Source organism: Amycolatopsis sp. NPDC045836, from assembly GCF_056431745.1.
Window position 1 is genome coordinate 402263 of record NZ_JBWKKF010000008.1, and the last position, 23087, is coordinate 425349.

At 71.4% G+C, this 23087-nt stretch carries 20 protein-coding genes, 1 pseudogene and 1 riboswitch; of the genes and pseudogenes, 11 read left to right on the plus strand and 10 right to left on the minus strand.

Annotated elements, in window-relative coordinates:
- From iolD to AC07EG_RS18585, 8 genes are read right to left on the minus strand one after another with little or no spacing between them, the layout of a single operon-like run.
- Positions 1 to 1833 carry a 3D-(3,5/4)-trihydroxycyclohexane-1,2-dione acylhydrolase (decyclizing) gene (gene iolD, locus AC07EG_RS18550; RefSeq protein ID WP_478254333.1) on the minus strand — a complete coding sequence of 611 codons (1833 nt, stop codon included), beginning with the start codon at positions 1831 to 1833 and terminating at the stop codon, positions 1 to 3.
- Positions 1833 to 2690: a 5-deoxy-glucuronate isomerase gene (gene iolB / locus AC07EG_RS18555; protein WP_478254334.1), complete on the minus strand. Its 858-nt coding sequence runs from the start codon at positions 2688 to 2690 to the stop codon at positions 1833 to 1835. The genes iolD and iolB overlap by 1 nt, the downstream gene beginning before the upstream one ends.
- The gene (locus AC07EG_RS18560) at positions 2687 to 3580 is read right to left on the minus strand and encodes a Cgl0159 family (beta/alpha)8-fold protein (protein WP_478254335.1); all 894 of its coding nucleotides are present in this window, start codon (positions 3578 to 3580) and stop codon (positions 2687 to 2689) included. Before AC07EG_RS18560 ends, iolB begins: the two co-directional genes overlap by 4 nt.
- On the minus strand, positions 3577 to 4506 hold the full coding sequence (iolC, locus tag AC07EG_RS18565; protein ID WP_478254336.1) for a 5-dehydro-2-deoxygluconokinase: 930 nt from the start codon (positions 4504 to 4506) through the stop codon (positions 3577 to 3579). The genes AC07EG_RS18560 and iolC overlap by 4 nt, the downstream gene beginning before the upstream one ends.
- Positions 4503 to 5285, minus strand: a complete 783-nt coding sequence (locus tag AC07EG_RS18570; RefSeq protein WP_478254337.1) for an ATP-binding cassette domain-containing protein — start codon at positions 5283 to 5285, stop codon at positions 4503 to 4505. Before AC07EG_RS18570 ends, iolC begins: the two co-directional genes overlap by 4 nt.
- Positions 5285 to 6319 (minus strand): ABC transporter permease, encoded by a 1035-nt coding sequence (locus tag AC07EG_RS18575; protein ID WP_478254338.1) that lies wholly within the window; start codon positions 6317 to 6319, stop codon positions 5285 to 5287. The genes AC07EG_RS18570 and AC07EG_RS18575 overlap by 1 nt, the downstream gene beginning before the upstream one ends.
- Positions 6316 to 7299 (minus strand): sugar ABC transporter substrate-binding protein, encoded by a 984-nt coding sequence (locus AC07EG_RS18580; RefSeq protein ID WP_478254339.1) that lies wholly within the window; start codon positions 7297 to 7299, stop codon positions 6316 to 6318. The genes AC07EG_RS18575 and AC07EG_RS18580 overlap by 4 nt, the downstream gene beginning before the upstream one ends.
- A 16-nt stretch (positions 7300 to 7315) precedes the next feature.
- Positions 7316 to 8215 carry a sugar phosphate isomerase/epimerase family protein gene (locus AC07EG_RS18585; protein ID WP_478254340.1) on the minus strand — a complete coding sequence of 300 codons (900 nt, stop codon included), beginning with the start codon at positions 8213 to 8215 and terminating at the stop codon, positions 7316 to 7318.
- Positions 8216 to 8335: 120 nt separating this feature from the next.
- Here AC07EG_RS18585 and AC07EG_RS18590 point away from each other — a divergent pair, with 120 nt between their 5' ends.
- The gene (locus AC07EG_RS18590; protein ID WP_478254366.1) at positions 8336 to 9328 is read left to right on the plus strand and encodes a LacI family DNA-binding transcriptional regulator; all 993 of its coding nucleotides are present in this window, start codon (positions 8336 to 8338) and stop codon (positions 9326 to 9328) included.
- Positions 9329 to 9362: 34 nt separating this feature from the next.
- A complete protein-coding gene (locus AC07EG_RS18595; RefSeq protein ID WP_478254341.1) occupies positions 9363 to 10364 on the plus strand; it encodes a Gfo/Idh/MocA family protein in 1002 nt (333 codons plus the stop codon).
- A 3-nt stretch (positions 10365 to 10367) separates the two neighbouring features.
- Here the strand turns inward: AC07EG_RS18595 and AC07EG_RS18600 are convergent, their stop codons facing one another.
- Both AC07EG_RS18600 and eat read right to left on the minus strand, forming a co-directional pair.
- The gene (locus AC07EG_RS18600; RefSeq protein ID WP_478254342.1) at positions 10368 to 11204 is read right to left on the minus strand and encodes an amidohydrolase family protein; all 837 of its coding nucleotides are present in this window, start codon (positions 11202 to 11204) and stop codon (positions 10368 to 10370) included.
- A 19-nt stretch (positions 11205 to 11223) separates the two neighbouring features.
- Positions 11224 to 12657 carry an ethanolamine permease gene (eat, locus tag AC07EG_RS18605; protein WP_478254343.1) on the minus strand — a complete coding sequence of 478 codons (1434 nt, stop codon included), beginning with the start codon at positions 12655 to 12657 and terminating at the stop codon, positions 11224 to 11226.
- 199 nt (positions 12658 to 12856) lie between these two features.
- Here eat and AC07EG_RS18610 point away from each other — a divergent pair, with 199 nt between their 5' ends.
- The 9 genes and pseudogenes from AC07EG_RS18610 to AC07EG_RS18650 all read left to right on the plus strand — a co-directional run.
- Positions 12857 to 14221, plus strand: coding sequence for a glutamine synthetase family protein (locus AC07EG_RS18610; RefSeq protein ID WP_478254344.1), 1365 nt, complete (start codon positions 12857 to 12859; stop codon positions 14219 to 14221).
- Complete coding sequence (locus AC07EG_RS18615; RefSeq protein ID WP_478254345.1) at positions 14202 to 14915, plus strand: gamma-glutamyl-gamma-aminobutyrate hydrolase family protein; 714 nt, start codon at positions 14202 to 14204, stop codon at positions 14913 to 14915. Before AC07EG_RS18610 ends, AC07EG_RS18615 begins: the two co-directional genes overlap by 20 nt.
- Complete coding sequence (locus AC07EG_RS18620; protein WP_478254346.1) at positions 14912 to 16282, plus strand: aldehyde dehydrogenase family protein; 1371 nt, start codon at positions 14912 to 14914, stop codon at positions 16280 to 16282. Before AC07EG_RS18615 ends, AC07EG_RS18620 begins: the two co-directional genes overlap by 4 nt.
- Positions 16283 to 17047 (plus strand): 3-oxoacyl-ACP reductase, encoded by a 765-nt coding sequence (locus AC07EG_RS18625; protein ID WP_478254347.1) that lies wholly within the window; start codon positions 16283 to 16285, stop codon positions 17045 to 17047.
- 188 nt (positions 17048 to 17235) lie between these two features.
- Positions 17236 to 17337: riboswitch (glycine riboswitch) on the plus strand.
- A 45-nt stretch (positions 17338 to 17382) separates the two neighbouring features.
- Positions 17383 to 20220: an aminomethyl-transferring glycine dehydrogenase gene (gene gcvP / locus AC07EG_RS18630; RefSeq protein ID WP_478254348.1), complete on the plus strand. Its 2838-nt coding sequence runs from the start codon at positions 17383 to 17385 to the stop codon at positions 20218 to 20220.
- Between the two features lie 4 nt (positions 20221 to 20224).
- Positions 20225 to 21313 (plus strand): glycine cleavage system aminomethyltransferase GcvT, encoded by a 1089-nt coding sequence (gene gcvT, locus AC07EG_RS18635; protein WP_478254349.1) that lies wholly within the window; start codon positions 20225 to 20227, stop codon positions 21311 to 21313.
- 13 nt (positions 21314 to 21326) lie between these two features.
- Positions 21327 to 21704: a glycine cleavage system protein GcvH gene (gene gcvH, locus AC07EG_RS18640; RefSeq protein WP_478254350.1), complete on the plus strand. Its 378-nt coding sequence runs from the start codon at positions 21327 to 21329 to the stop codon at positions 21702 to 21704.
- Positions 21705 to 21706: 2 nt separating this feature from the next.
- Positions 21707 to 22978 carry a serine hydroxymethyltransferase gene (glyA, locus tag AC07EG_RS18645; protein WP_478254351.1) on the plus strand — a complete coding sequence of 424 codons (1272 nt, stop codon included), beginning with the start codon at positions 21707 to 21709 and terminating at the stop codon, positions 22976 to 22978.
- A pseudogene (locus AC07EG_RS18650) lies at positions 22975 to 23087 on the plus strand (lipoyl synthase); the annotation flags it as partial. The gene glyA and the pseudogene AC07EG_RS18650, both read left to right, overlap by 4 nt.

The following is a 23087-nucleotide window of genomic DNA, read 5'->3' on the forward strand; positions in this document are numbered from 1 at the left end:
TCAGGGGTGGTGCGTGTGGCGGAGTTGCCGGGGTTTCGTGGTGCGGTGGGCCCGGTGACCGGGCAGGCCGGCGGGCACGCCGACTTCCCACCACGCACCGGATTCGGTCCAGGCGCCGGGGTGGGTGCGGAGGACGACGACGGCGGGGCGCCGGTGGGTGGTGGCGGCGGTGCGGGCGGCGGGGTAGGCGGTGCGCAGGTCGTCGACGGTGGTGGCCCGGAAGACCAGGCAGCCCAGGGATTCCGCGTGCGCGGCGAAGTCGACGCGGGGCGGGGTCGAGTGCGTGGTGCGGCAGTCGGGGTACTGGTTGTTGAACGGCTTCCCGCCCTGACCCTCCTGCAGTCGCGCGATCACGGCATAACCATCGTTGTCGCAGACGACGGCGACGAAGGGGTGGCCGGCGAAGGCCGCGGAGAAGAGTTCCGAGTTCAGCATCAGGTACGAACCGTCGCCGAGCAGGGTGGTGACCAACCGGTCCGGCAGCGCCATCGCCGCGCCCCACGCGCCCGCCAGTTCGTAACCCATGCACGAGAAGCCGTATTCGACGTCCATGCTGACCGTGCCGCCACCACGCCAGCCGCCGATGAGCTCGCCCGGCAGGCCCCCGGAAGCGGTCATCACGTAGTCGTCGGGAGCCGAGAGGTCGTTCACCACGCCGACGACCTGCGCGTAGGTGGGATCGCCGGAGGCCGCGCGCAGCGAGGAGATGTGCGTGTCCCACTCGGCGCGTTCCGAAGCGGCGCGGGCGGTCCAGGCGGCGTCGGCCCGCCAGGAACCCAGGTCCAGTTCGGCCAGGGAGGCATCGGCGTCGCCGACGACGGCCGTGGCGCCGTGCTTGACCGCGTCGAACCGGGCGGCGTTCAAGGTGACCAGGCGGACCGACTCCGCGAACACCGTCCACGAAGCCGTGGTGAAGTCCTGCAACCGCGTGCCGACGGCGAACACCACATCGGCCTCCGCCGCCAGGGTGTTCGCCGACGCCGAGCCGGTGATGCCGAGCGGACCGGCGTGCAGCGGGTGGTCGTGCGGCACCAGCGTCCGGCCGGCGGTGGTCTCGACCACCGGGATGCCGTGGCGTTCGGCGAACGCCAGCGCCCGCGGACCGGCACCCGAGTAACGCACCCCGCCACCCAGCACCATCAGCGGCCGGGAAGCTCCCCGCAGCACCGCCGCCGCGTCGGCCAGCGCCCGGGAATCGGGGCGTGGCCGCAGCACCCGGTGCACCACGGGCTCGAACAGCGACGCCGGGAAGTCGAACGCCTCCGCCTGCACGTCCTGCGGCAGCGCCAGCGTCACCGGACCGGCGTCGGCCGGATCGGTCAGCACCCGCGCGACCTGCGGCAACGTCGCCAGCAGCTGCTCGGGCCGGGTGATCCGGTCGAAGTACCGGCTGACCGCGCGGAACGCGTCGTTCACCGTCGCCGTGGCGTCGCCGAAGGGTTCGATCTGCTGGAGCACCGGGTCCGGCGCGCGGTTGACGAAGGTGTCGCCGGGCAGCAGGAGCAGCGGCAGCCGGTTCGCGTGCGCGACCCCGGCGGCGGTCACCATGTTCAGCGCACCCGGGCCGATCGACGAGGTCACCACGCCGACCTGCCGCCGGTCCGCCGCCTTCGCGAACCCGGTGGCGGCCAGCGCCATGCCCTGCTCGGTGTGCCCGCGCCAGACCGGCAGCTCCTCGCGGAACCGCTCCAGCGCGGTCCCGAGGCCGAGCACGTTGCCGTGCCCGAAGATGGCGTAGACCCCGGGGAACAGCGGCACCTCTTCGCCGGACAGCAGTTCCGACCGCTGCGCCAGCAGCCACCGGACGAGCGCCTCCGCGGTGGTCAGTTCCATCACACCGGTCCTTCCGCCGAGGTGACCGGGCAGCGCGGGTCGAGCGGCTGCCCGGCCCAGGTGTCCCGGATCCAGGTGTGCGCCGGGTCGTCGCAGAACGCCATCGAGCGCTCATCGGCGGGACCGGCCAGCACGTTGAGGTAGTACATCGGATAACCCGGCGCCGCCACGCACGGGCCGTGGTAGCCGCGGGGGATCAGGAAGACGTCACCGTCGCGCACGGCCACGTTCTCGTCGAAGCCGGTGCCGTAGGTCCGGTGCAGGCCGAAACCGCCGTCGCCGCCGATCCGGAAGTAGTAGATCTCCTCGTTGACCACTTCGCATTCGCTCGCCTCGTCGTGCTTGTGCGGCGGGTACGACGACCAGTTGCCCTCGGGGGTGATCAGTTCGCAGGCGTTCAGCTTGTCGGCGTGGTCCCAGACCCCGGGCACGCCGAAGTTGGTCACCTGCCGGGTGGCCTGGCCCGCGCCGCGCACCTCCACCGGCACGTCCTCGGCCGGGCCGTACTCCGGCGACAGCCGCCGGGTGCAGCGGGCCATCGGCAGCGCCAGTTCGCAGCCGTCCACCGTGGACAAGGTGACCGTGGCGTCGCGGGGCACGTAGGCGAAGTCGGTGACCCTGGTGAACACCGATTTCCGGCCGAGCAGCTCGAAGCGCGAGCCGTCGACCTCGACCGCGCAACCGCCGGACAACGGCAGCACGAACGCCTCGAACTCGCCGGTGCGCACCTCACGCGAGGCACCCGCGGCGAGCCGCAGCACGCGCAGGCCGGTGTAGGTCCAGCCGGCCGCCTCCGGGGTGAGCAGGACCGGGTCGGTCCCGTCGGCGAGGCTGCCGTTCGGGTGGTGCAGGTTCATCGGCTCTTCTCCAGTACCTTCGCCGCCGCGTCGACCGCGGCACCGACGTCGTCGTCCGGCGGGTAGAGCAGGGAACGGCCGACCACCAGCCCGCGCACCACCTCGTGCCGCAGCGCGGCACCCCAGGACGCCAGGTCGGCGGCGGGATCACCGGAGGGCACCCCGCCGAGCACCACCACCGGCAGCGTGGTCGCGTCCAGCACCACCGAATCCGGGGGCGCGGGCAGCTTCAGCCAGGTGTGCGCCGAGGTGACCCCCAGGCCGGAGGCCACCGTCACCGCCCGCGCCAGCGACGCCGAATCCAGTTGCAGCACCAGCTTCCCGGCACCGTCACGCTGGTAGGGCAGTGGTTCGACCATGGCCACCAGGCCGTGGCTCGCCAGTTCGGTGACCGCCTCCGCGCTGGCCCGCAGCGTCGGCACGGTGCCGGGATCGCTGTCGACCAGCCGCAGCAGCATCTTGCCGCCGTCCAGCCGGGAGTCCGCCAGCGACCGGGCGGTGTAGGCGGTGAACCGGTCGTCGACCTCCCAGTCCGCCCCGGCCAGCCCGCCGCGGTTCATCGAGCCGATGACCACCTTGTCGTGCAGCGCGTCGAGCAGCAGCAGTTCCTCGACCACGTCCGGGGTGCCGAGGATGCCGTCCACCGCCGGGTTCTCCAGCGCGACCAGCAGCCGGTCCAGCAGCGACCGCCGATCCGCCATCGCCGTGGGGTCGCCGCCGACGCCGAGCGCACCCCGCGCCGGGTGGTCGGCGGCGACCAGGAACAGCGTGCCGGACGGCGAGAGCAGCCGCTCCCGGCGACGGCGCCCGGCGTAGGCCCTGGCCACCGCACCGGGGTCGGTGGCCCGCACGTGCAGCAGCTCCCGCCAGCGGTTGTCGGACAGGCTCACAGCACCTCCTCGATCTCGGCGGCGGTGGGCATGGCGTCGGCGCAGGCCAGCCGGGACGCGACCAGCGCGCCCGCCGCGTTGGCGTAGGTGGCGGTGCGCACCGGGTCCCAGCCCGAGAGCAGGCCGTGGATCAGCGCCCCGCCGAAACCGTCACCCGCGCCGAGGCCGCAGACCACCTCGACGCGTTGCGGTGGCACGGTCCACGAACCACCGGGCGTGGCGACCAGCACGCCGTCCGCGCCCTGCTTGATCACCGCCAGCCGCACCCCGCGGTCCAGCAGGCGCCGGGCGGCTTCGGCCGGATCGGCGGTGCCGACGGCGACCTCCACCTCGGCCCGGTTGCCCACGGCGACCGTCACGTGGTCGAGTTGCCAGCCGATCTCCGCGCGGGCGGTCGCCACGTCCGGCCAGAACACCGGCCGGTAGTCCAGGTCCAGCACGGTGTGCCCGCGCCGCGCCCGCCGCCGCAGGACGGCGCGCTGCGTGCTGCGCGCGGGTTCGGCGCACACGCCGGTTCCGGTGACCCACAGCAGCGGCACCTCGTCGACCACGTCCCACGGCACGTCCTGCTCGCCGATGGTCAGGTCGGGCGCGATGGGGGAGCGGTAGAACAGCAGCGGCGGGTCCTCCGGCGGGTCGAGCGCGCAGAACACCACCGGCGTCCGCAGGCCGTCGGCCGTGCCGACGTGTTCCGGGGACACCCCGAACTCCGCCAGCGCCTGCCGCACGTACTCGCCGAAGCCGTCCGGGCCGACCTTGGTGAGCACCGCGGTCCGCCTGCCGAGCCGCGCGGCGGCGACCGCGACGTTGGTCGCGGTGCCGCCGAGCGACTTGGCGAAGCTGCGCACCCCGGCCAGCGGCACGCCGCTCTGCTCGGGGTAGAGGTCCACCCCGACCCGGCCGATGGTGAGCGCTTCCAGGCTCAAGGTGCCTCCACCGAACGCAGTTCGTGCTCCAGCGCCGCCAGTTCGGCGCCACCGGCCATCTGCCGGGTCAGCTCGGCGATGCCGATCTCCGGCTTCTCGTACGCGCCGAGCACGGCACCGCGTTTGAGCAGCAGGAACCGGTCGGCCACCGGGTAGGCGTGGTGCGGGTTGTGCGTGATCAGCACGACGCCCAGCCCGCGATCCCGCGCCTGGGCCACGTACTTGAGCACCACCCCGGCCTGCTTCACCCCGAGCGCCGCGGTCGGCTCGTCCAGGATCAGCACCTTCGCGCCGAAGTGGATGGCCCGCGCGATCGCCACGCACTGCCGTTCACCGCCGGAGAGCGTGCCCACCGGCTGCTCCACGTCCCGCAGGTCGATACCCAGTTCGGCCAGCGCGGTCCGGGTGGTTTCCTTGGCCAGCCCGCGGTCCAGCCAGCGGATCGGGCCGAAGCCCTTGGTCGGCTCGGACCCCAGGAAGAAGTTCCGCCACACGCTCATCAGCGGCACCACGGCCAGGTCCTGGTACACCGTGGCGATGCCGCGGTCCAGCGCCTCGCGCGGGGAGGCGAACCGCACCGGTTCGCCCGCCACGGTGAACACGCCGGTGTCGTGCTGGTGCACCCCGGCCAGGATCTTGATCAGCGTGGACTTCCCGGCCCCGTTGTCACCGAGCACGCAGGTGACCTCACCGGCGTTGACCACGGTGGACACCTCCCGCAACGCGATCACGCTGCCGTAGGTCTTGCCGATGTTCTCGACCTCGATCAACGGCGCCATCAGCGTCGCACCCTTTCCGCTCGCCGCCGGAAGGTGTTGTTCACCAGCACCGCCGCCAGCAGCAGCACGCCGAGGAACAACATGAACCAGTCGCTGTCCCACCGGGCGAAGACGATGCCCTGGCGGGCCATGCCGAAGATCAGCGCGCCGATCGCCGCCCCGATCGCCGAGCCGAAGCCACCGGTGAGCAGGCAGCCGCCGACCACCGCGGCGATGATGAACTGCAGTTCCAGCCCGATGCCCTGGTTGGCCTGCACGCTGGCGAAGCGCAGGATGTTGATCGAACCGACCAGCCAGCCCGCCAGCGCGGTGCCCGTGAACAACAGGATCTTGGTGCGCTTGACCGGCACGCCGACCGCCCGCGAGCTGACCGGCGAACCGCCGACGGCGAAGATCCAGTTGCCGAACCGCGTGCGCACCAGCAGCCAGGCGGCCACCGCGGCGAAACCGAGCCACCACAGGATGGAGATCTGGAACTTCGTGCCGCCGATCTCCACCGTGGAGGCGAAGACAAAACCGGCGGAGGCGTAACCGTCGGTGCTGCGCATGCCGGAGACCTGCACGGTGCCGGTGACCAGCCGGGTGACGCCGAGGTTCAGGCCCTGCAAGGCGAGGAAGGTGCCCAGGGTGATGATGAAGCTGGGCAGGCCGGTGCGCATCACCAGCCAGCCGTTGAACGCGCCCACCCCGAGCGCGAACACCAGCGAGGCCAGCAGCGCCGCCCAGACGTTCCAGCCCGCCTGGGTGGCCAGGATCGCGGTGACCAGCGCGGTGGACGCGGTCATCACGCCCGCCGACAGGTCGAACTCACCGCCGATCATCAGCAGCGCCACCGCCACCGCCATGATGCCGAGCGTGGAGGCGTCGTCCAGCCAGGTGGCCACGCCGTCGCCGGTGAGGAACTGGTCGGCGGTGGTGCTGAAGAAGGCGAAGACCACCAGCGCGCCCAGCAGCGCGCCGAGCTCGGGGCGCACCACCAGCCGGTCGGCCCAGCGGGTGCGGCCCACCCGTTCGTCGAGCGTCGTCGCGGTCATCGGGTACCCCGCTCCACGTAGCCGCCGATCTGGTCCACAGTGGATTTGTCGACCAGGTCGGGTCCGGTCAGCACCGGCCTGCCGCCGCCGACCACGTTCCGGTTGTCCCGGTACAGCTTGAGGAAGACGACCGGCAGGTAACCCTGCTCGTACTGCTGCTGGTCGACGGCGAAGAGCACGTCCCCGGCCTTGATCGCGGCCACCACGTCGGCGTTGAGGTCGAAGGTGGCCACCTGCGCCTTCGACTGCACCTGCTCGACCGCGTTCACCGCGTTCGCGGCCACCTGGGAGTTCAGCGTGAGCACCGCGTCGATCGACGGGTCGGTCTGCACCGCGCCGCGGATGCGGGCCTGCACGTCGGTCGGGTTGCTGATGTCCACCTGGAGCCGTTCGGCCGAGCCGAACCCGCGTGCGGCACCGTCGCAGCGCTGGTTCTGCCCGATGTTGCCGGCTTCGTGGATCACGCAGAGCAGCTTGGTCCCGCCCGCCTCCTTGAACCTCCGGCCGGCCTGCTCACCCGCGATGCCCTCGCTCTGGCCGATGTGGGTCAGCGCGCCGTAGGCCGCGCTCTGCTCCTCGCCGGAGTTGATGGTGATCACCGGGATGCCGGCGCGGACCGCGTTCTCGATCGACGGCCGCACCGCTTCGGGGTTCTGCATGGAGACCACCAGCCCGCCGACCCGCTGCGCGACCGCGTTGTCGATCAGCTTGGCCTGGTTGCCGGGGTCCCCGTCGGCGTTGTACTCCACCGGCACGCCGAGCGCGCGGCCCGCGTCCTCGGCGCCGTTCTTGACCACGTTCCAGAAGGCGTCCCCGGCGGTGCCGTGGGAGATGACCGCGATCCGGAACGGGCCGGTTTCCGCGGGCACCCCGTCACTGCCCCCGGGGGGTGGTTCGGCGGCGGGGCCGGTGCAGGCGGCGAGCAGCAGGGCCGCCGCCGCGGCCACCGGGCCGAGCCTCGCTGAGCGATTGGACGTCATTGTCGAATCCTCGCTGTCATCCCTGCGCAGCCGCCAACCGGCTGACGATTTCCTCGAGCGCGGCCAGGCTGCGCGCGGTGTCCCGCCGGGGCGCCTCGTCCCCGGCGCCGGGGCCGAGTGCGGTGTCCTGTTCGAGCACGTACCAGCCGGTGTAGCCCGCTTCGTGGACGAATCGCACCATGGCTTCGATGTCGACGTCCCCGTCGCCGAGCGGGACGTAGAGCCCCTGGGCCACGGCGTCGGTGTAGGCCAGCTCACCGCGGCGGACGCGGTCGGCGAGGTCCGCCCGGACGTCCTTGAGGTGCAGGTGCCCGATCCGGCCGGGGTGGCGCCTGGCCAGTGCGACCGGATCGGTGCCGCCGATGAGCAGGTGCCCGGTGTCCAGGCACAGCGGCAGGTCGGAGTCGGCGACGAACGCCTCCACCTCGGCCTCGGTCTCCACATGCGTCCCCACGTGCGGGTGCAGAACGGTGCGCAAGCCGTGCGCTGCGGCAGTGTCCCGGATCCCGGCCGCCGTGTCGACCAGCGTGCGCCATTCGGCGGCGGTCGGCTCCGGCCGCGCGTCGTAGCCGTCGAGCCCGGTGGCCGCGGCGAGCACGAGCACCTCGGCCCCGCAGGCGGCGAACAACGCGGCGGACTCCTCGGCGGCGGCGATCGCCGCTTCGGGTTCGGTGTGCAGCGGCACGGCGAGGAAACCGCCGATCAACCGCAGGCCGTGGCCGCCGAGCAGGTCCCGCAACCGCTCCGGATCCCTCGGCAGGTAACCGGGTGGACCCAGTTCGGTGGCGCGCACCCCCAGTTCCGCCATTTGCCCGAGCACCACCGGTGGTTCCAGCACCCGGCCCCAGCCGGGCACTTCGCACACCCCCCAGGAGATCGGTGCCGCGGCGATCTTGAACTCCGGATCGATTGTCATCGCTGACCAATCTGCTCGGCTCGGTTTGGCACTGGCGCGCTATTGGTTAGAGCGCTCTAATCGTGTAGCCTCGCTGTCATTGGTGTCAAGGGGGCGGGGAGGCGGCAGGTGCGACCGACGATGGAGGACGTGGCCGCGCGCGCGGGCGTCTCACGGGCCCTGGTATCGCTGGTCATGCGCAATTCGCCGAAGGTCAGCGAGGTGCGCCGCAACGCGGTGCTCAAGGCCGCCGACGAACTCGGTTACCAGCCGCACGTGATGGCGAGATCGCTGGCCAGCCGCACTTCCACGGTGCTCGGCGTGATGGTTTCCGACCTGCGGAACGCGTTCTTCGCCGACGTGGTGGAAGGGCTGGATTCGGCCGCGCAGGCCGCCGGTTTCAACCTCATCCTGAACACCGGATCACGCAGTCCCGCGCGGGAACAAGCGGCCCTGCGCAGTTTGCTGTCCTTCCGCCCAGCGGGAGTCATCCTGCTTTCCCCGGTGCTTTCCGCCGCCGCCGTGGAAAAGGCCGCCGAGCAGTGCCCGCTGGTGCTGGTTTCCCGCACTTCCCGGTTGTCCACCGTGGACACGGTCAACGACGACGGCACGGCCGGGATGGCGCTGGCGGTGGATCACCTGGTCGACCGCGGGCACCGGCGGATCGTCCACTTCGACGGCGGCTCGGCGGCGGGCGCCGCGGCCCGGCGCCGGGGGTACCGCGCGGCGATGGCGCGGCACGGGCTGGAGCCGCGGATCGTGCGCAGCGAGCACACCGACACCGCCGGGGAGAAGGCGGTGCGGGAACTGCTCAGCTCGGTGGAGACCCCGGAACTGCCCACCGCGGTGGTCTCCAGCAACGACTTCAACGCCGTCGGCGCCATTTCGGCCTTCGAGGAGGCCGGGCTCCGGGTGCCGGAGGACGTTTCGGTGGTCGGTTACGACAACACCTCGCTCGCCGCGTTGCGCCACGTCTGGCTGACCACGGTGGACCAGCCGCGGCTGGAGCTGGGCAGGCTGGCCGTGGAGGCGCTGCTGGAGCGGGTCCGCGGAGAGCGGGAGGAGCCGGTGCGGCACCTGCTGCCCCCCTCGCTGGTGGTGCGCGGCACCACCGCCGCTCCCCGATCCCGGTAATTTTCCCCCGTACTCGGCAGGAGATCGTTCCCAGATGAGGCTTGGACTCGCCGGCACCGGCCGGATCGGCGCGGCGCACGCCGAAATCCTCAAGCAACTGCCCGGCGTGACCTCGGTGGTGGTCGCCGACGCGGACCCCGAGCGGGCGCGGAGCACCGCGGCCAAGCTGGAGCTCGAGGCGGCCGGCGGCATCGACGAGCTGTTCGCCTCCGGAGTGGACGGTGTGGTGATCGCCGCGGCCACCGCCGCGCACCCGGAGCTGATCATCCGCGGCGTGTCCGCGGGCCTGCCGGTGTTCTGCGAGAAGCCGGTCGCCGGAACGGTGGCGGGCACGCAGGCCGTGGTCGACCGGGTGGCCGAGGCCGGGGTGCCGGTGCAGATCGGCTTCCAGCGCCGGTTCGACGCCGGGTACCTGGCCGCCCGCCGGGCGGTCACCGCCGGTGACCTCGGCTGGCTGCACACCCTGCGGGCGACCACCCTGGACCCGGCCCCGCCGCCCGCCGATTACGTGCCGGGTTCGGGCGGGTTGTTCCGCGACTGCGGGGTGCACGACTTCGACATCATCCGCTGGGTCACCGGCCGCGAGGTCACCGAGGTCTACGCCACCGGCGGCAACCGCGGGGCGGAGTTCTTCGCCGCCGCCGGCGACGTGGACACCGCCGCCGTGGTGCTCACCCTCGACGACGGCACCCTCGCCACCGTCTCGCTGACCAGGTACAACGCCGCCGGGTACGACGTGCGGCTGGAGGTGCTCGGCTCGGCGGGCAGCATCGCCGTCGGCCTGGACGAGCGGTTGCCGCTGACCTCGGTCGAAGCGGGCGTCAGCTGGCCGACCGGCCCGGCGTACCCCGGGTTCATGGAACGGTTCCGCGCCTCCTACGTCCGCGAGCTGGAGGCGTTCACCGAGGTGGTCGCCGGTCGCATCCCCAGCCCGTGCACCGTCGGGGACGCGCTGGCCGCCTTCCACATCGCCGAAGCCTGCGACCTGTCCCGCCTCGAACACCGCCCCGTCCGCCTGGCCGAACTGGTCCCCTGACGCTCAGAGCTGCAGGTCGAAGATCCGCCTGGCGTTGCCGCCGAGGAACAGTTCCTTCGCCTCGGCCCCCAGCTCCAGCGCGTCGAACCGCTTGAGGCAGTCGCCAGGGGTGAGCATCGGGTAGTTCGAGCCGAACAGCACCCGCGTGCGGCCGCGACCCCGGATGAAGTCGACCAGCTCGGCGGGCAGGCGGTGCAGGGCGTACGCCGAGGTGTCGACGTGGAAGTTCGGGTACTTCATCGCCAGCGACAGCACCTCGGCCACCCACGGGTACCCCACGTGCCCGCCGACGACCACCAGTTCCGGGAAGTCGAGCAGCACGTCGTCGAGGTAGGGGATGGGACGGCCGGGTTCGGACGGGCACAGCGGCCCGGTGTGCCCGACCTGCGTGCAGAACGGCACGCCGAGTTCCACGCAGGCCACGTAGACGGGGTAGTACCGGCGGTCGTTCGGCGGCAGGTTCCACAGCCACGGCACCACGCGGACGCCGACGAAACCGAGGTCGCGCACGCACCGGCGGATCTCCCGGACCGCACCCATCGGATCGGTGAGGTCCACCGACGCGATCCCGGCGAACCGCGCCGGGTGCCGGTCGACCACGGCGGCGACCTCGTCGTTGGTGATCAGCGGGCCACGCGGTGAGTACCAGGCCGACAGCAGCCCGGCCCGCACCCCCGCGGCGTCCATCGCCTCGATGGTGGCCTGCAACGGCGGGGCCTGCCGGGCGGCGCCGGTCCAGCGGAGCAGGGAGTCGAGCCACGGCTCGGCCATGAACCGGTCGCCCGGCTGCTGCATCCAGGCGTCGATGATCTCCGGCAGGCCGACCGTGCCCAGCTCCATCCACCCATGTTAGGCCGGATCAGCCCAGTTCGGACTCCGCCCGGCTGATGGCGGCGAACTCCTCCTCCGGTGCGCTGGCCACCAGGTGGTGACGGCTGTGGAACCAGAAGTACGCCAGCGCCAGCACGAAGATGCCACCGGTGATCGCCGCCGCGAGCACGTCGACCAGGAAGGTGGCGACCACCGCGGCGGCGGCCAGCACCAGTGCCACGCCGGTGGTCCAGGCGCCGCCCGGGGTGCGGTACGGGCGCTCCAGGTCCGGCTCCCGCTTCCGCAGCACGATGTGCGAAAGGTTCAGCAGCACGTAGGAAACCGTCGCGCCGAACACCGCGACGTTGATCAGCAGGTCACCCTCGCCGATGGCGAAGGCGAGCACAAAACCGATCGTTCCCGGCACGATCAGCGCCAGGTACGGCGTCTTGCGCTTGCCCGTCTTCGACAGCCACCGCGGCAGGTAACCCGCCCGCGAGAGCGCGAACAACTGCCGCGAGTAGGCGTAGATGATCGAGAAGAAGCTGGCCACCAGTCCGGCGAGGCCGACGTAGTTGACCACCTGGCTCAACCAGTTGTCCCCGCCGTACGCCAGTTTCGCCGCATCCACCAGCGGGTTGTTCGAACCGGCGAGCGCGGCCGAGCCGGAGCCGCCCGGTGCCAGCAGCAGGATCAGCGCGGCGAACACGACCAGCGCGCCCATCGCGGCGATGATGCCGCGCGGCATGTCGCGCTTCGGGTCGCGGGCCTCCTCCGCGGCCAGCGGCACCCCTTCGACGGCGAGGAAGAACCAGATGCCGTACACCAGCGCCGCCAGCACACCGGTGAGGCCGAACGGCAGGAACGACGAAGCCCCGAACGCGTCGGTCGCCGGGATGTCGAACAGCTTGCCGCCGTCGAACTCCGGCACCATGCCCACCACGAACAGCACCAGCGCGACCACGGCCACCGCGGTGATCACGAACATCACCCGCAGCGCCTCGCCGACCCCGCGCAGGTGGATGCCGATGAAGATCAGGTAGCAGACCAGGTACACCGGCCAGCTGTTGGTCAACCCGAACAGGCCGAGCGTTTCCACGTAACCGCCGATGAAGATGGAGATCGCGGCGGGCGCGATGGAGTACTCGATCAGGATGGCCACCCCGGTGGCGAACCCGCCGAGCGGCCCGAGCGCACGCCGCGCGAAGCCGTAGCCCGCGCCGGCCACCGGCAGCGCCGAGGACATTTCGGCCAGGCCGAACACCATGCAGCCGTACATCACCGCCATCAGCGCGGTGGCGATCAGCAGGCCGCCCCAGCCGCCCTTCTCCAGCCCGAAGTTCCAGCCGGCGAAGTCACCGGAGATGACGTAGGAAACCCCGAGCCCGGCCAGCAGCAGCCAGCCCGCCGCCCCCCGCCGGAGTTGCCGCTGCTTCAGGTAGTCGGCGCCGACCTGGCTGTATTCGACCTTGCCGCGTGCCATCTGGACTCCCTGCGGGTCACGTCCCGGTTTCCCAATGGATGCCAGGACAGTCCTTTGAAGTTGTCCGAGGTTCGGCCATCGACTCCGGTTTGTCAAGGCGCCCGCGAGGCGGTTGACTGCTGCCCCGCAGCACCGGTACCAAGTCATTCAATGGGTCTGTACAGTTCCATTAGCTGTGCGGGACGGAGAGGTGTCGTCGATGGGCAAACGCAAGGGCATGCTGACGCTCGACGAGCTGCGGGAGCTCGTCGGCAACGGCACCGTGGACACCGTCCTGGTGGCGATGACCGACATGCAGGGCCGGTTGCAGGGCAAGCGGTGCGCCGCCGAGTACTTCCTCGACGAGGTCGCCGCGCACGCCACCGAAGCGTGCAACTACCTGCTCGCCGTGGACGTGGACATGAACACCGTCGACGGGTACGCCATCTCCTCCTGGGAAAGCGGCTACGGCGACTGCGTGCTGCGCCCGGACTTCGACACGCTGCGCCTGGTGCCGTGGCAGGAGGGCACCGCGATGGTGCTCGCCGACGTGGAGTGGGTGGACGGCGGTGACGTCACCGTTTCCCCGCGCCAGGTGCTGAAGAAGCAACTGGCGCGGCTGGCCGAGCGCGGGCTGGGCGCCTTCGTCGGCACCGAACTGGAGTTCATCGTCTTCGAGGACAGCTACGAGCAGGCGTGGCGCTCCGGCTACCGCGAGCTGACCCCGGGCAACCAGTACAACGTGGACTACTCGATGCTCGGCACCGCGCGGCTGGAACCGTTGCTGCGCCGCATCCGCAACGCGATGACCGGTGCCGGGCTGTACCCGGAGTCGGTCAAGGGCGAGTGCAACCCGGGGCAGCACGAGATCGCCTTCCGCTACACCGACGCGCTGTCCACTTGCGACAACCACGGCATCTACAAGAACGGTGCCAAGGAGATCGCCGCGCAGGAGGGCAAGAGCCTCACGTTCATGGCGAAGTACAACGAGCGCGAGGGCAACTCCTGCCACATCCACATCAGCCTGCGCTCGCTCGACGGGGAACCGGTGCTCTCCGGTGACGGGCCGGGCGGGTTTTCGAAGCTGATGGAGCACTTCCTCGCCGGGCAGCTGGCCTGCCTGCGTGAGCTGACCTACTTCTTCGCGCCGAACATCAACTCCTACAAGCGGTTCGTGCCCGGCAGCTTCGCGCCGACGGCGGTCGCCTGGGGGACCGACAACCGCACCTGCGCGCTGCGCGTGGTCGGCCACGGCCAGTCGCTGCGGGTGGAGAACCGGGTGCCCGGCGGGGACGTCAACCCGTACCTGGCCGTCGCCGCGCTGATCGCCGCCGGGCTGCACGGCATCGAGAACGAACTGCCGCTGGAACCGGAGCTGGAGGGCAACGCCTACACCTCGGGCAAGCCGACCGTGCCGACCACCCTGCGCGAGGCCGCCGAACTGCTCAAGGGCAGCGAAGTCGCGCGTACGGCCTTCGGCGAGGACGTGGTGGAGCACTACCTGAACGCGGCGCGGGTGGAACTGACCGCCTTCGACGCCGCGGTCACCGACTGGGAGCGCATCCGTGGTTTCGAACGGCTCTAGGCCGCTGATCGGGTTGACCACCTACCTCGAACGGACCTCGTTCGGGGTGTGGGAGACCGAGGCGGCGGTCCTGCACGGCGGTTACGTCGAGGCGGTGACCCGGGCGGGCGGGGTGCCGCTGCTGCTGCCGCCGGTCGGCTTCGGGCACGCCGAACTGGCGTCCGCGCTGGACGGGCTGGTGCTGGTCGGCGGCGCCGACATCGAGCCGTCGCGGTACGGGCAGGAGGCGCACCCGGCCACGGTGACCCGGCCGTCCCGCGACGCCTTCGAGTTCGAACTGCTGGACCGGGCGCTGGCCGCCGGGGTGCCGGTGCTGGGGGTGTGCCGCGGCATGGAGGTGCTCAACGTGGCCTTCGGCGGCACGCTCACCCAGCACCTGCCCGACCGCCTCGGCACCAGCGACCACCAGCCGGCCGCGGCCACCTTCGGCACCACCGACGTGCGGCTGGCCGAGGGGAGCCGGGCCGCGGCGATCCTCGGTGAGCACACCAAGTGCCGTTGTTACCACCACCAGGCGGTGGACGAACTCGGCACGGGCCTCCAGGCCGTCGGCTGGGCGGCCGACGGAACCATCGAGGCGGTCGAGGTGCCCGGGGAGTTCGTGCTGGGCGTGCAGTGGCACCCGGAACAGGACCTGGACGACTTCCGGCTGTTCGCCGCGCTGGTGGCGGCGGCGGGGAAAGGGAACGCATGAGCACCACCTTCGACGTGATCAACCCGGCCACCGAGCAGACCGTGCGCTCGGTCGAGCTGACCTCGGCCGAGCAGACCGACGCGGCGATCCGGCGGGCGCACGCGGCGCTGCCGTCGTGGCGGGCGGTGGCGCCGGGGGACCGCGCCCGGCTGCTGCGCCGGTTCGCCGACGCGGTGGACGCCGACCGCGAGCACCTGGCGCAGCTGGAGGTGGTCAACTCCGGGCACACCATCGGCAACGCGCGCTGGGAGGCCGGCAACGTCCGCGACGTGCTGCACTACTACTCGGCCGCACCCGAACGGCTGAGCGGCAGGCAGATCCCGGTGCCGGGCGGGCTGAACGTGACCTTCCACGAACCGCTCGGCGTGGTCGGCGTGATCGTGCCGTGGAACTTCCCGATGCCGATCGCCGGCTGGGGCTTCGCCCCGGCGCTGGCCGCGGGCAACACCGTGGTGCTCAAACCGGCCGAGCTGACCCCGCTGACCGCGCTCCGGCTGGCCGAACTGGCCGCCGAAGCCGGCCTGCCCGAGGACGTGTTCCAGGTGCTGCCCGGCAAGGGCTCGGTGGTCGGGCAGCGGTTCGTCGAGCACCCGCTGGTGCGCAAGGTGGTCTTCACCGGCTCCACCGAGGTCGGCAAGCGGATCATGGCGGGCTGCGCGGCTCAGGTGAAGCGGGTGACGCTGGAGCTGGGCGGCAAGAACGCCAACCTGGTCTTCGCCGACGCCGACCTGGAGAAGGCCGCGGCGACCGCGCCCTACGGCGTGTTCGACAACGCCGGGCAGGACTGCTGCGCGCGCTCGCTGATCCTGGTGCAGTCCGCGGTGTACGACCGCTTCATGGAACTGCTGGAACCGGCGGTGCGCGGGGTGGTCGTGGGTGACCCGTCCGCCGAGGCGACCGAGATGGGGCCGCTGATCTCCGCGCAGCACCTGGCCAAGGTGTCGTCCTATGTGGACGAGCGCACCCCGGTGGCGTTCCGGGGCAGCGCGCCGGAGGGGGCCGGGTACTGGTTCCCGCCGACCGTGGTCACCCCGCCGGACCTGGCCGATCCGCTGGCCAGCGAGGAGATCTTCGGCCCGGTGGTGGCCGTGGTGCCGTTCGCCGACGAGGCCGACGCGGTGCGCATGGCCAACCACACCGAGTACGGGCTGTCCGGCTCGATCTGGACCAGGGACGTGGGCCGGGCGCTGCGGGTGTCCCGCGGGGTGGAGGCCGGGAACCTGTCGGTCAACTCGCACTCCTCGGTGCGGTACTGGACCCCGTTCGGCGGGTTCAAGCAGTCCGGGCTCGGCCGTGAGCTGGGCCCCGACGCGGTGGCGGCCTTCACCGAGACCAAGAACGTGTTCATTTCCAGTGAGGAGAGCTGAATGCAGCGTTTCGACGGCCGCGTGGTGACGATCACCGGTGGCGGCAGCGGGATCGGCCTGGCCACCGCCCGGCGGCTGGCCGAAGAGGGGGCCAAGGTGGTCATCGCCGACGTCGCCGAGGAAGCGGGCAAGGCGGCGGCGGACGAGGTCGGCGGCCTGTTCGTGCCGACCGACGTCACCGACGAGGAGCAGGTCAAGGCGCTGTTCCGGACCGCGGTCGACGAGTGCGGCTCGCTGGACGTGGCGTTCAACAACGCCGGCATCTCCCCGCCGGAGGACGACTCGATCCTGACCACCGGCCTCGAGGCGTGGGAGAAGGTGCAGCGGGTCAACCTGACCTCGGTGTACCTGTGCTGCAAGCACGCCATCCCGTACATGCGGGCGCAGGGCAAGGGCTCGATCGTGAACACGGCCTCGTTCGTGGCGGTGATGGGCGCGGCGACCTCGCAGATCTCCTACAGCGCCTCCAAGGGCGGGGTGCTGTCGATGACCCGCGAACTCGGCGTGCAGTTCGCCCGCGAGGGCATCCGGATCAACGCGCTGTGCCCGGGACCGGTGAACACCCCGCTGCTCAAGGAACTGTTCGCCAAGGACCCCGAGCGGGCCGCGCGGCGGCTGGTCCACGTGCCGCTCGGCCGGTTCGCCGAGCCGGAGGAGCTGGCCGCCGCCGTGGCGTTCCTGGCCAGCGACGACGCGTCGTTCATCACGGCTTCGCAGTTCCTGGTCGACGGTGGCATCTCGGGGGCGTACGTGACCCCTCTGTGAGCTACTGAACACAGGTGGACGGGGCGGTGGGCGACGCCGTACGGTACTCGCGAGGCGAAAACTTCATATCGGGCTGATACGAGCCGGAGCGGGAGAGTTCTCGCCGCGCGAGCCAGCGGGCACGCGCGGAACGAGGCACCGAAGGAGCAAACTCCCCAGCAATCTCTCAGGTAGCACACCGCTTCAGGCCAGGCCACTCTGGAAAGCAGGCGCACCCGCGCCTCACCCAAGGTGAAAGCCGTGCTCGAGTGCACGGTGAAACTCTCAGGTGCCATGACAGAGGGGGAGTTCCCAGCAGTGGGTCCCCATGCCCATGCCCGACGCGAGGAGCTCCAGTGAGCAGCAGCCCGTTCGCCGCCCGCCACATCGGTCCAGGTGATCCCGAGCAGGCCAAGATGCTGGCCGAATGCGGTTACGGCAGCCTCGACGCGCTGGTCGAAGCGGCGGTGCCCAGTGCGATCCGGCTCACCAGCGGGTTGAACCTGCCCGAGGCGGCGTCGGAGACCGAAGCCACCGCGGAGCTGCGCCGCCTCGCCGCCCGCAACCGGCCGATGACGCAGATGATCGGCCTCGGCTTCCACGACACCGTCACCCCGCCGGTGATCCGCCGCAACGTGCTGGAGAACCCGGCCTGGTACACCGCCTACACCCCGTACCAGCCGGAGATCTCGCAGGGCCGCCTCGAAGCGCTGCTCAACTTCCAGACCGTGGTCGCCGACCTGACCGGCCTGACCACCGCGAACGCCTCGCTGCTGGACGAGTCGACCGCGGTGGCCGAGGCCGTGATGCTGATGCGCCGCCAGTCGAAGGCCAAGTCGAAGACCGTGGTGCTCGACGCCGAGACGCTGCCGCAAACGATTGCGGTGGTCCGCACCCGGGCCGAGGCGCTGGGCATCGAACTGGACGTCCGTGACCTTTCGCAGGGCCTGCCGGAGGAGTTCTTCGGCGTGGTCGCGCAGTACCCCGGTGCTTCGGGTGTGCTCCGGGAAAAGGGCTTCTACCAGCGGATCTCCGAGGCCGCGAAGGCCGCGGGCGCGTTGTACGCGGTGGCCGCCGACCTGCTCGCGCTGACCCTGGTGGAGGCGCCGGGCGAGTTCGGCGCCGACCTCGCCGTGGGCACCACGCAGCGCTTCGGCCTGCCGCTGGGCTTCGGCGGCCCGCACGCCGGGTACATGGCCGTGCGCGCCGGGCTGGAGCGCTCCCTGCCGGGGCGCCTGGTCGGGGTCTCGGTGGACGCCGACGGCGCCCCCGCCTACCGCCTCGCGCTGCAGACCCGCGAGCAGCACATCCGCCGGGAGAAGGCCACCTCGAACATCTGCACCGCCCAGGTGCTGCCCGCCGTGCTCGCCGCGATGTACGCGGTCTACCACGGCCCGGACGGGTTGAAGCGGATCGCCGAACGGGTGCACTCGCTGGCCACCGGGCTCGCCGGCTCGCTGCGGGCCGGTGGCGCCGAGGTGGTGCACGGGCACTACTTCGACACCCTGCTGGTGCGCGTGCCGGGCAAGGCCGAGCAGGTGCTCAGCGACGCCCGCCGGTTCGGCGTCAACCTCGGCCGGGTGGACGCCGACCACGTGCGCATCGCCTGCGACGAGACCACCACCACCGACACCCTGCACCGCGTGCTGCTCGCCTTCGAACTGGAAGCCGACGCCAAGCCGGGCGAGGCCGGGGCGCTGCCCGCCGACCTGGTGCGCACCACCGACTACCTCTCGCACGAGGTGTTCCACACGCACCGCTCCGAGACCGCGATGCTGCGTTACCTGCGTTACCTGGCCGACCAGGACTACGCGCTGGACCGCGGCATGATCCCGCTCGGTTCGTGCACGATGAAGCTGAACGCCACCAGCGAGATGGAGCCGATCAGCTGGCCGGAGTTCGCCGGGCTGCACCCGTTCGCCCCGGTCGAGGACAGCGCCGGCTACCGCGCGCTGGTGGAGCAGCTGTCCGGCTGGCTGGCCGAGGTGACCGGCTACGACACCGTCTCGCTGCAGCCGAACGCGGGCAGCCAGGGCGAGTTCGCCGGGCTGCTGGCGATCAGCGCCTACCACCGCGCGAACGGGCAGCCGGAGCGCGAGGTCTGCCTGATCCCGTCGTCGGCGCACGGCACCAACGCGGCTTCGGCGGTGATGGCCGGGATGCGCGTGGTGGTGGTCGCCTGCACCAACGACGGTGACGTCGACCTCGCCGACCTGCGGAAGAAGGCCGAGGAGCACCGCGACACGCTCGCCGCGATCATGATCACCTACCCGTCCACGCACGGGGTGTACGAGCACGGCATCGAGGAGATCGCCTCGATCGTGCACGAGCACGGCGGGCAGGTCTACGTCGACGGCGCCAACCTCAACGCGCTGCTCGGGCTGGCCAAGCCGGGCAAGTTCGGCGGGGACGTCTCGCACCTGAACCTGCACAAGACCTTCTGCATCCCGCACGGCGGCGGTGGCCCCGGCGTCGGCCCGGTGGCGGTGCGCGCGCACCTGGCGCCGTACCTGCCGAACCACCCGCTCGACGGGGGCGCCGGTCCGGAGACCGGGGTCGGCCCGATCACCGCGGCGCCGTACGGCTCGGCCTCGATCCTGCCGATCTCCTGGGCCTACGTGCGGATGATGGGGGCCGAGGGCCTGACCGACGCGACCAAGGTGGCCGTGCTGGCCGCCAACTACGTGGCCGCGCGCCTGCGTGCGCACTACCCGGTGCTCTACGCCGGGCAGTCCGGCCTGGTCGCGCACGAGTGCATCCTCGACCTCCGCGGCATCACCAAGGAAACCGGCGTGACCGTGGACGACGTGGCCAAGCGGCTGGTGGACTACGGCTTCCACGCGCCGACGATGTCCTTCCCGGTGGCGGGCACGCTGATGGTCGAGCCCACCGAGAGCGAGGACCTGGCCGAGCTGGACCGCTTCTGCGACGCGATGATCGCCATCCGCGCGGAGATCACCGCGGTCGCCGAAGGCCGGTGGGCGGTCGAGCAGAGCCCGCTGCGCAACGCCCCGCACACCGCCGAGGTGCTCACCGGCGACTGGGACCTGCCGTACGACCGCAAGCTCGCGGTGTACCCCGCCGGGGTGAAGGCCAAGGGCAAGTACTGGCCGCCGGTGCGGCGCATCGACGGCGCCCGCGGTGACCGCAACCTCGTCTGCTCCTGCCCGCCCCTCTCGTCCTACGAAGGCTGAACCCGTGACGAAGCAGTCCCCCCTGCACGAAGTCCACTCCGGACTCGGTGCGCAGTTCACCGATTTCGCCGGCTGGTCGATGCCGGTGCGCTACGCCAGCGAACTGGCCGAACACCGCGCCGTGCGCGAGGCGGCCGGCCTGTTCGACCTCTCGCACATGGCGGAGATCGAGCTGACCGGTCCCGAGGCCGCGCGTGCGCTGGACCACGCGCTGGTCGGCAAGCTGTCCGCGGTCTCGGTCGGCCGGGCGCGCTACTCCATGCTGTGCGCGGAATCCGGCGGGGTGCTCGACGACCTGGTCGTCTACCGGCTGGCGGAGGAGAAGTACCTGGTGGTGGCGAACGCGGGCAACGCCGCGACGGTCGCCGAAGCGCTGCGTGAGCGGGCTTCCGGCTTCGACACCCAGGTGACCGACCGCTCGGCCGAGGTCGCGCTGATCGCCGTCCAGGGCCCGAACTCGCCCGCGATCATCGGTGCCGTCTGCGACGCCGACCTCGGCGCGCTGAAGTACTACGCCTCGGTGCCGACCACGGTCGCCGGGCACGACGTGCTGCTGGCCCGCACCGGTTACACCGGCGAGGACGGGTTCGAGCTGTATGTCGACGCCGCGGTGGCCCCGGAGATCTGGCGGGTGCTGACCGGGGCCGGGCAGCCGCACGGCCTGGTGCCCGCCGGGCTCGCCTGCCGCGACACGCTCCGCCTCGAAGCCGGAATGCCGTTGTACGGCAACGAGCTCAGCACCGAACTGACCCCGTTCGAGGCCGGGCTGGGCCGGGTGGTCAAGTTCGACAAGGAAGCGGACTTCGTCGGCAAGGCGGCGCTGGCCGAGCGCCGGGACGCCGGGACCGAACGGGTGCTGGTCGGCCTGACCGGTTCGGGCCGCCGCGCGCCGCGGCACGGCTACTCCGTCCTGGACGGCGACACGGTGGTGGGCGAGATCACCAGCGGTGCGCTGTCACCCACACTGGGCTATCCCATCGCGATGGCGTATGTGCCCCCGGCACTGTCGGACCCGGGTGCCAAACTCTCCGTCGACATCCGAGGCCGCGTCGAACCCGTCGAGGTCGTCGCCCTGCCGTTCTACAAGCGCTAAGGACTTCGCTGAAATGACCATTCCCCAGGACCTGCGGTACACCGCCGAGCACGAGTGGCTGCGCGAGGAGGACGGGGTGTCCACCGTGGGCATCACCGCGTTCGCCGCCGAATCGCTCGGTGACGTCGTCTTCGTGCAGCTGCCCGAGGTCGGCTCCACGCTGACCGGCGGTTCGCCGTGCGGTGAGATCGAGTCCACCAAGTCGGTCAGCGAGCTGTACGCCCCGGCCACCGGCGAGGTGGTCGAGGTCAACGGCGCGGTGGTGGACGAGCCGGAGCTGATCAACTCCGACCCGTACGGCAAGGGCTGGCTGTTCCGCCTGCGGACCGCCGAGCTGCCCGAGCTGCTCGACGCCGACCGCTACCGCGAACTGACCAGCGAGGAGGCGTGAGCATGAGCTCCTTCGACGCTGACCTGTCCACTGTGGACCCGGAGGTGGCCGCCGCGGTGGCCGCCGAGCTGCACCGCCAGCAGTCCACCCTGGAGATGATCGCCTCCGAGAACTTCGCGCCGCTCGGCGTGCTCGAAGCGCAGGGCTCGGTGCTGACGAACAAGTACGCCGAGGGGTACCCCGGCCGCCGCTACTACGGCGGCTGCGAGCACGTCGACGTGATCGAGCAGCTGGCGATCGACCGGGCGAAGGCGTTGTTCGGCGCCGAGTTCGCCAACGTGCAGCCGCACTCGGGCGCGCAGGCCAACGCCGCCGCGATGGCCGCGGTGCTCACCCCCGGCGACACCATCCTCGGCCTGGACCTGGCGCACGGCGGGCACCTGACGCACGGGATGAAGATCAACTTCTCCGGCAAGCTGTACCACGTGGTGGCCTACCACGTCGACAAGGAGACCGGCCTGATCGACCTGGCCGAGGTCGAGCGCCTGGCCACGGAGAACGAGCCGAAGCTGATCATCGCCGGCTGGTCGGCCTACCCGCGCCAGCTGGACTTCGCCGAGTTCCGCCGCATCGCGGACAAGGTGGGCGCCAAGCTGATGGTGGACATGGCGCACTTCGCCGGGCTGGTCGCCGCCGGGCTGCACCCGAACCCGGTGCCGCACGCCGACATCGTGACCACCACCACGCACAAGACCCTCGGCGGGCCGCGTGGCGGCATGATCTTCGCCAAGCAGGAGCTGGCGAAGAAGCTCAACTCGGCGGTGTTCCCCGGGCAGCAGGGCGGGCCGCTGGAGCACGTGATCGCCGCCAAGGCGGTGGCGCTGAAGATCGCCGCGAGCGAGGAGTTCGCCGAGCGGCAGCGGCGGGTGCTCGAAGGCGCCAGGATCCTGGCGGACCGGCTCTCGCGGTCCGACTGCGCCGAGGCGGGCGTGCGCGTGCTCACCGGCGGCACCGACGTGCACCTGGTGCTGGTGGACCTGGTCAACTCCACCCTGGACGGCCAGCAGGCGGAGGACCGGCTGCACTCGGTGGGCATCACGGTCAACCGCAACGCGGTGCCGTTCGACCCGCGCCCGCCGATGGTCACCTCGGGGCTGCGCATCGGCACCCCGGCGCTGGCCACCCGCGGCTTCACCGCCGACGACTTCGCCGAGGTCGCCGACGTGATCGCCATCGCGCTGCAGCCCGGCTTCGACTCCGCGGCCGAGCAGTCGCTGCGGGCCAGGGTCGAGCTGCTGGCCAAGAAGCACCCGTTGTACGCGGACCTGGGATGACCGCCGCGCCGGACGGCCGGAAGTTGTTGCGGCTCGAGGTTCGCAACAGTCAGACGCCGATCGAGAAGAAGCCGTCGTGGATCAAGACGCGGGCGCGGATGGGTCCGGA